This is a genomic window from Vibrio sp. Vb1554, from assembly GCF_033344235.1.
Genome location: NZ_JAWPOJ010000405.1, coordinates 1 through 1090, shown reverse-complemented (window position 1 = coordinate 1090; position 1090 = coordinate 1). Strand labels below are relative to the sequence as shown.

Annotated in this window: 1 protein-coding gene and 1 pseudogene; both read left to right on the top strand. The window is 46.5% G+C overall.

Annotation, left to right across the window (positions count from 1 at the left end):
• Positions 1–153: pseudogene (gene cysB / locus R8N28_RS26645) on the top strand (HTH-type transcriptional regulator CysB); the annotation flags it as partial.
• Positions 154–209: 56 nt separating this feature from the next.
• Positions 210–1090 (top strand): methyltransferase (locus R8N28_RS26640; protein ID WP_318183844.1); only part of this gene is annotated, 881 nt, incomplete at its 3' end.

The window sequence follows — 1090 nt, the reverse complement described above, 5'->3', positions numbered from 1 at the left end:
CGCCGTGGCACGTTCCTGCGTTCTTACATGTTTGACTTTATGGAGCGTTTCGCACCGCACTTAACGCGCCCTGTTGTAGAACAGGCGATTTCTCTTAAGTCGAATGCTGAAATTGAAGAGATGTTTAAAGACATCGAGCTTCCGCTAAGATAACACTTCATTCAAGTTACGATTCCCCCTACAATCCATCCCAAATTGTAGGGGGAGCTATGCAAACGCAATTTCAATTTATTAATGACTGCTTAATTGAGAATCAACCATTATGGCGATTCGAGCCATTTCAAAGCAGCATTCAACCATCATTACCTTGGCAGGAAACACACCCTCAGCTTTGCCAATGGTTAGAATCGCTTTCTCCCTCACAAATAGAAACTCTCAAAGCTGACCCAGACCTTGCGTTGGCTGAAATCAGTGTGTTTTTTCCAGATTTACCATCCTTACTTAGGCATACACAGTTAGAGTCGATGGCATTAGATGGCCTAGCGCTAGAAAGAGGGTTAGACAGTGGAATCCCAGGGCGCAAGCTAGAACAGATCACGGCGATGGGGGAGGCAGCGATTCAATCTCATCAAGGTGAGGAATGGTTAGAGTGGTGCTCGGGTAAAGGATACTTAGGTCGGATCTTAACCACGCAAACCGATCAACCAGTGACCAGTTTTGAATATCAACAAGCGTTATGCGACTCCGGCCAACAAGCCGCGAATGAACATCATTGGAAAATGACCTTTATCCAAGGTGACGCGTTTGATCCTCAAACCAAGGCAGTATTCAAACCGACGCAACATGCTGTCGCACTGCATGCTTGTGGTGACCTTCATGTTCGGTTGATGGAATATGGAAGTGAAGCCGGCATCGCGGCGATGACGATTTCACCTTGGTGTTATCATTTGATTCAAAGCGAGACGTACCAAGCGTTATCCCAATCAGTGCGAGCGTCTGAACTCATTTTGTCTAAGCATGAACTGCGCATTCCATTGCAACAGACGGTGACAGGCGGTGAACGTGTGCGTCGCCATCGTCAACAAGAGATGGTATTCAGGCTTCGTTTGGATTTAGTGACACGTGAGATTTTGGGAGTTGATGAGTATCA